Source organism: Qipengyuania atrilutea, from assembly GCF_013370205.1.
In the GTDB taxonomy this organism is placed as follows: domain Bacteria; phylum Pseudomonadota; class Alphaproteobacteria; order Sphingomonadales; family Sphingomonadaceae; genus Actirhodobacter; species Actirhodobacter atriluteus.
In genome coordinates this window covers 628398-634490 of the sequence record NZ_JABWGV010000003.1, presented here as the reverse complement: position 1 = coordinate 634490, position 6093 = coordinate 628398, and the positions used below count along the sequence as shown (strand labels likewise).

Here is a 6093-nt window from a genome sequence, read left to right as displayed (position 1 = left end):
AAGAAAGTCACGCAGCGCTGGCCGGACGGTACTGCGGATGCGGACAACAAGGATGCCTTCATCATTCCGACGATGGGATAGCACCTTACCGTTGCGCGTTGAGAGCCGATGAGCCTTAGGACAAACCTGCTAGTTGCCGCCGCATCCGGCCTCGTTCTTGCCTCTTGTACGAGCGAGAGCGAGGCGATCGGCGAACCGGAACGTGCGGAAACGAGGATGCCTGTCGAACCGGACGGCGGGATCGGCGATGGTGCTCCGCCAATCGCCGCGTCCACTGCATCGGCTTCATTTGCCAAGACCATGCCTGTACGGCTTCGGGGCGACTGGCATAAGGACGACCTTGGCAGAGTACCGGAGGCAGAGGACTGCGACCCGCGCTTGCGCGGCACGATCGATTGGGACCGTCTCGTCACGGTAGACGAAGGCGGCTATTCCTATTTCGAGACCGGCGGACGGATCACGGATGTGCACGGCCGCACTGACACCATGATCGACGCGGCCTTCGATACCACCTACGCGGATACGCCAACGAGCACGCGAAGGAATTTGACGCTGCAAAGTGATGGCACGATGACTGTTCGTGAAGAAGACGGCAACGGCCAGCCGACAATCAAAAAATACATCCGATGTCCGGAGATCAGATGATGCGCATTGCCCTAATTCCCGCAGCGGTGCTGCTGTTCGCTTCCTGCACGCAGGAAGAGCGAGCGCCTGTCGATAGCGACGTCACAGCTTCGACCGGAATGGACAGATCGCTCGCCGACGAGACCAAGACCGGCCCGACACGCGCCCGCGACCTTACCGAAATTCCCGAGCGGTTTCGCGGCGTATGGGATTATGGCGAAGGCGATTGCATGGCGTCTTCCGAACTGCGTCTCGACATAGGGCAGCGCGAGATTGAATTCTACGAGTCCGTCGGCGAAATCCGCTCCCTTAGTCAAGGTGAAGATGGTTCGATCGTCCTGGGCCTTGCGATGTCGGGCGAAGGAGAAACCTGGGAACAGCAGACGCGCCTGTCGTTATCCGAAGACGGCGAGCGCCTGACTATCGAGGATGCGCAAAACCCGCGCGAAGAACCGACCAATGTTCGCAGGCGCTGCGAGGCGTAAAGAGGTATCCATGAAAAGCTTGCTAGCCACCCTTCCCTTTCTTCTCGCAGGTTGCACTGCCGCAAACGAAGAGCCGCAAACGCCGGTGGCAGTGCCCGATGGCGACGGAAAATGCGAAGCTGCCGCGGCGCAGTCATTGGTCGGCGAAAGAGCGACTTCCGAAACGGGCGGCCGGGTGCTTTCTCTCACCGGCGCCGATACGCTGCGCTGGGGCCCGCCCGGTGCGATGTTCACCATGGACTACCGCCCAGACCGCGTGACCGTGATGTACGACGACGCGATGATGATCACCCAGATTAAATGCGGCTGAGCCCCCCCTTCCCCCGATCGGCCAGCAGCGCTAGTGACCCGCCCATGACAGGACAGTTTCAGCTCACCGAAGACCAGCGCGCGATCCAGGACATGGCTCGTCGCTTCACCGCCGACAACATCACGCCGCACGCCGGCGAATGGGACCAGCAGAGCCATTTTCCGAAAGACGTAATCAAGCAGAGCGCGGAGCTCGGCTTCGGTGCGATCTACGTTTCCGAGGAAAGTGGCGGGATCGGCCTGGGCCGGCTCGAAGCGGCGCTCATCATGGAAGCCATGGCATATGGCTGCCCGACCACCAGCGCGTTCATCTCGATCCACAATATGGCAAGCTGGATGATCGACCGCTTCGGCGGTGACGAGGTGAAAGCAAAGTATCTTCCCGATCTCGTAACCATGGACAAGATCGCCAGCTATGCGCTGACCGAACCGGGCAGTGGATCGGATGCGGCGGGCCTCAAGGCATCGGCGAAGCTCCACGGCGACACCTACGTCCTGAACGGCACGAAGCAGTTCATTTCGGGTGGAGGCGTGAACGACGTTTACGTCACGATGGTCAGGACGAGCGACCACAAGACCAAGGGCATTACCTGCCTCGTCATCGACAAGGATACGCCCGGGGTGAGCTTCGGCGCGACTGAGAAGAAGCTCGGCTGGAATGCATCGCCTACCGCACAGGTAATCTTCGAGGATGCGAAAGTGCCGGTCGGGAACCGCGTGGGCGCCGAGGGCGAAGGCTTCCGCTTTGCCATGATGGGTCTCGATGGCGGCAGGCTCAATATCGGTGCTTGCTCCCTCGGCGGGGCGCAGCGCTGTCTGGACGAGGCGGTCGCCTATACCAAGGACCGCAAGCAGTTCGACGCACCCATCGCTGACTTCCAGAACACCCAGTTCATGCTCGCCGACATGGCGACCGACCTCGAAGCAGCCCGCGCGCTGCTCTACCTTGCGGCGGCCAAGGTCACCGACAATGCCCCAGACAAGTCGCGTTTTTCCGCTATGGCGAAGCGGCTTGCCACCGATAACGGCAGCAAGGTCGTGAACGACGCGCTGCAGCTGTTCGGCGGCTACGGCTATCTGAAGGACTATCCGATCGAGCGCTTCTGGCGCGATCTCAGGGTCCATTCCATTCTCGAAGGTACGAACCAGGTCATGCGCATGATCGTGGGACGGGATTTACTCAGACAATGACAGACGAACTTCTGACGCATGCCCACGGCAACGTGGGTCACATCAGCCTGAACCGCCCGAAAGCGATCCATGCGCTGACGCTCGATATGTGCCTTGCCATGAGCGACGCTTTGCAGGGCTGGGCTGGTGACGATGCGGTCGAAGCCGTCGTGCTCGATCACGCCGAGGGGCGCGGCTTCTGCGCCGGCGGCGACATCAACCTGCTGCGCCATTCCGCACTGAACGACGGCGGAAAATCGGGCCGCGAATTCTTCTACCGCGAGTATCAGCTTAACCACCAGCTGTTCAGCTACGACAAGCCGGTCGTCGCGTTCATGGATGGGATCACGATGGGCGGCGGCGTCGGCATTGCGCTGCCGTGCAAATACCGCGTCGTGACTGAAAATACCCGCTTCGCCATGCCGGAAACGGGCATCGGCCTGTTTCCCGACGTCGGCGGAGGCTGGCACTTGTCGCGCCTCGGTGGGCGGCTCGGACAGTTCCTTGCGCTAACCGGCGCGCGGCTCGACGGGGCGGAATGCCACTTCGCGGGCATTGCGACGCATTACCTGCCGTCCGAAAAGCTGGCCGAAGCGAAAGCACGGATCATCGAACATCCCTCCCGGATCGGCGGCATTCTGTCCGAACTTTCGGTGACGCCGCCGGAACCGCGGGTCGAAGCGAATTGCGAGCGTATCAACAGGCATTTCGCGTCCGACAGCTACGAAGACATTCTTGCCAGCCTCGAAGCCGATGACAGTGATTGGGCGGCAAAGGAACTTGCCACACTGCGGACGAAAAGCCCGCAGACCTGTAAGGTCGCGCTGCGGCAGATGACGGAAAGCGAGAAGCTCGACGATTTCGCCGACAACATGGCGATGGAATACCGCATTGCCTCGCGTGTCTTGACCCGCCCCGATTTTGCCGAGGGCGTGCGCGCGGTGATCGTCGACAAGACGAACGACCCACAATGGAACCCAGCGACGGCAGAAGGCGTGAGCGGCGATCTGCTCGACCAGATCTTCGCCCTCCTGCCCGCCGACGAAGAATGGAAACCGCTATGAGCTACGAAACCATCACCGCCGAACAGCGCGGCGCAGTCACTCTGGTCACGCTGAACCGCCCGAAATCGCTGAACGCTCTCAACTCGCAGGTATGCGAGGAATTGATCGAAGCGTTCGCAGCTTTCGAGGCCGACGACAGTCAGGGCTGCGCGGTCCTGACCGGAAGCGGCGACAAAGCCTTCGCCGCTGGGGCAGATATCAAGGAAATGGCCGACAAGCCGGCCGCCGAATTCTATAACGAAGACTTTTTTAGTCGCTGGACCAGCCGGCTCGTCAAGGACACCCGCAAACCCTGGATCGCGGCCGTCAACGGCTTCGCGCTCGGCGGCGGCTGCGAGCTTGCCATGATGGCCGACTTCATTCTCGCGAGTGAAAACGCGAAGTTCGGGCAGCCGGAAATCAAGCTCGGCGTCGCACCGGGCATGGGCGGATCGCAGCGGCTAACACTGGCCGTCGGAAAGGCGAAGGCCATGGAAATGTGCCTTACAGGCCGCATGATGGATGCGGAGGAAGCGGAGCGCAGCGGCCTCGTCGCCCGCGTCATTCCGCATGACGAATTGCTGGACGAGGCTCTCAAGACTGCCGCGACGATCGCCGGAATGCCGCCGATGGCTGCGAAGGTGAATAAGGAAATGGTCAACGCTGCGTTCGAGATGGGGCTGGATCAAGGCCTCCTGCACGAACGCCGTCTGTTCCAGATCCTCACCGCGACCGAGGACAAGAAGGAAGGCATGAAGGCTTTCATCGAAAAGCGCGATGGCAATTGGAAGGGTCGCTGAGCGCCCCCCCCTGCAGCACAAACAAGTTCGGAGAGAGAACATGAAAATCGCCTTCATCGGCCTCGGCAACATGGGCGGCGGGATGGCCGCGAACCTCGCGAAGGTAGGGCATGACGTGCGGGCTTTCGACCTGTCCGACGATGCGCTCGGCAAGGCGAAGTCCGCCGGCTGTCAGACGTTTGGCTCGGCCCGCGAAGCGGCGGAAGGCGTCGAAGCGGTCGTCTCGATGCTGCCGAACGGCGCGATCGTGCGCGATGTCTACGAAAGCGACATCATCGGCCAGGCACCGCAAGAAGCAATCCTGATCGACTGCTCCACCATCGACGTCGCAACCGCCAAAGCCGTGTCCGAGAAAGCGGCCGAGCAAGGCTACGCGATGGTCGACGCGCCGGTTTCCGGCGGAATTGCGGCAGCCGAAGGCGGCACGCTCACCTTCATGGTTGGCGGCACCGAGAAGGCCTTCAATGATGCCGAGCCGGTGCTTAGGGACATGGGGAAGGCCGTAATCCACGCTGGCGACGCCGGTGCGGGCCAGACCGCGAAGATCTGCAACAACATGCTGCTCGCCATCAGCATGATCGGCACTGCCGAAGCGATGAAGATGGCAGAGAAGCTCGGCCTCGATCCGCAGAAGTTCTACGAGATATCCTCGCAATCTTCCGGCTACTGTTGGTCGCTGAACGATTACACGCCGATGCCCGGCGTCGGCAAGGAAAGTCCGGCCGACCGCGACTATCAGGGCGGCTTCGCTACCGCGCTGATGCTGAAGGATTTGCGGCTCGCGATGGCCGCAGCGGAAGAGGCCGATGCCGCGACGCCGCTCGGTGCACGGGCCGCCTCGCTTTACGAGGACTTCAACGGCGCAGGTAATGGCGGGCTCGATTTCTCGGCGATCATCAAGACCTATCGCTGATTTCCGCAAGGATTCCGTCCAGCCATGCACGGGCGTCGTCGCGGCCCGAGATATCGGCGACGAACTCTTGCCCTTGCGCGACCGACACCAAATGATCGGGCGCGGGCCAGCGGTTTGCTTCCCGGTGGTAGGATAGCCCCACTTCGCCGAGCCATTCGGGAACGCGCCAATGCGTCCGCGTATGACCTTCGCGGGTCAGTCTTAGCGCGTCGCTCGCGCGGGTAGCCGTCCGCCCCTCGCCGACATAGAGCGTATCGCTGCGGTTCGCGTGATGGAACCCGAAGGCATGCGGATGGCCAAGAGCCGCGAAGCGCTGTCGGGCCGCATCATTGGCACTGTCGAGCCGGACGATTTCCTCGACCTTCAGATAGCCGAAGATGCGGTGATGATCGCCGTGCCCTTCGCCGGCGAACCAGCCGAAGAACAGGAAGATGTCCCCTATGCCGACGCCCTGCCGGTCGAGATGCGTCTGCGCGCCGCCGCACTGCCCGAAGATGCAGCGACCACCATGCAGAAACATCGGATCGTCGTGGCATAGATCGGCGTGTGACAGTCGCCCGCGGCTCGCCGCCGTCACCAACTCGCCGAGGCCGCGCCCTCCGTAGGTTGTCGGCGCGAGACCCTTCGTATCCGGTATGGGCAGGCTGACCGGGCGACCGTCCACGATCGGCGACGGCCCGCCGCCGGCCGCGCTGTCGAAGCCCTTGCGCGAAAAGATGATCTTCATGAGCGTACCATTTGCGCGCCAC

The 6093-nt window shown here is 62.1% G+C and carries 8 protein-coding genes; 7 read left to right on the top strand and 1 reads right to left on the bottom strand.

Annotated elements, in window-relative coordinates; genetic code table 11:
- Nucleotides 1-108: 108 nt before the first annotated feature.
- The 7 genes from HUV48_RS11070 to mmsB are packed head-to-tail and all read left to right on the top strand — an operon-like array spanning nucleotide 109 to nucleotide 5344.
- Nucleotides 109-645 carry a hypothetical protein gene (locus HUV48_RS11070; protein WP_176267814.1) on the top strand — a complete coding sequence of 179 codons (537 nt, stop codon included), beginning with the start codon at nucleotides 109-111 and terminating at the stop codon, nucleotides 643-645.
- Nucleotides 642-1109: a hypothetical protein gene (locus tag HUV48_RS11065; RefSeq protein ID WP_176267813.1), complete on the top strand. Its 468-nt coding sequence runs from the start codon at nucleotides 642-644 to the stop codon at nucleotides 1107-1109. Before HUV48_RS11070 ends, HUV48_RS11065 begins: the two co-directional genes overlap by 4 nt.
- Before the next feature lie 10 nt (nucleotides 1110-1119).
- Nucleotides 1120-1419, top strand: coding sequence for an I78 family peptidase inhibitor (locus HUV48_RS11060; protein ID WP_176267812.1), 300 nt, complete (start codon nucleotides 1120-1122; stop codon nucleotides 1417-1419).
- A gap of 44 nt (nucleotides 1420-1463) precedes the next feature.
- Nucleotides 1464-2609 (top strand): acyl-CoA dehydrogenase family protein, encoded by a 1146-nt coding sequence (locus HUV48_RS11055; protein WP_176267811.1) that lies wholly within the window; start codon nucleotides 1464-1466, stop codon nucleotides 2607-2609.
- On the top strand, nucleotides 2606-3652 hold the full coding sequence (locus tag HUV48_RS11050; RefSeq protein WP_176267810.1) for an enoyl-CoA hydratase/isomerase family protein: 1047 nt from the start codon (nucleotides 2606-2608) through the stop codon (nucleotides 3650-3652). The genes HUV48_RS11055 and HUV48_RS11050 overlap by 4 nt, the downstream gene beginning before the upstream one ends.
- A complete protein-coding gene (locus tag HUV48_RS11045; RefSeq protein ID WP_176267809.1) occupies nucleotides 3649-4431 on the top strand; it encodes an enoyl-CoA hydratase-related protein in 783 nt (260 codons plus the stop codon). Before HUV48_RS11050 ends, HUV48_RS11045 begins: the two co-directional genes overlap by 4 nt.
- Nucleotides 4409-5344, top strand: a complete 936-nt coding sequence (gene mmsB, locus HUV48_RS11040; protein WP_176267808.1) for a 3-hydroxyisobutyrate dehydrogenase — start codon at nucleotides 4409-4411, stop codon at nucleotides 5342-5344. The genes HUV48_RS11045 and mmsB overlap by 23 nt, the downstream gene beginning before the upstream one ends.
- Here mmsB and HUV48_RS11035 read toward each other — a convergent pair.
- Complete coding sequence (locus HUV48_RS11035) at nucleotides 5328-6071, bottom strand: Nmad3 family putative nucleotide modification protein (RefSeq protein ID WP_176267865.1); 744 nt, start codon at nucleotides 6069-6071, stop codon at nucleotides 5328-5330. The genes mmsB and HUV48_RS11035 overlap by 17 nt on opposite strands.
- Nucleotides 6072-6093 lie beyond the last annotated feature (22 nt).